We start from the raw sequence: 250 nt of genomic DNA, 5'->3' as shown, positions 1-250 counted from the left end.
CCGCAAGCTTCCATGCCCACCAGGCACGGCGGCAACTGCGCGAAAAACTTCTCGACCGAGGCTCGCTTGAGCTGGCGCCTCACCACCACGGCTCCTGAGGCATCAATCCCGTGGACTTGAAAAACGTTCTTCGCCAGATCCAAACCAATCGTGCTAATCTTCGACATGGACGGCTCCTTTTGTCTGGTTCGACTCAACATCACCAGTCTGGCACACCGATGCCGTTCGGGGGCCGTCCACCCCATCATTG

1 pseudogene is annotated in these 250 nt (G+C 58.4%); it reads right to left on the bottom strand.

The features are described from left to right. Positions 1-167: pseudogene (locus tag XI09_RS08290) on the bottom strand (IS110 family transposase); the annotation flags it as partial. Positions 168-250: the final 83 nt, after the last annotated feature.

Origin of the sequence: Bradyrhizobium sp. CCBAU 11386, from assembly GCF_028128955.1 — a bacterium.
GTDB lineage: Bacteria > Pseudomonadota > Alphaproteobacteria > Rhizobiales > Xanthobacteraceae > Bradyrhizobium.
Note: the sequence above shows the minus strand (reverse complement) of the source record. Positions and strands in the feature narration are given on the sequence as shown.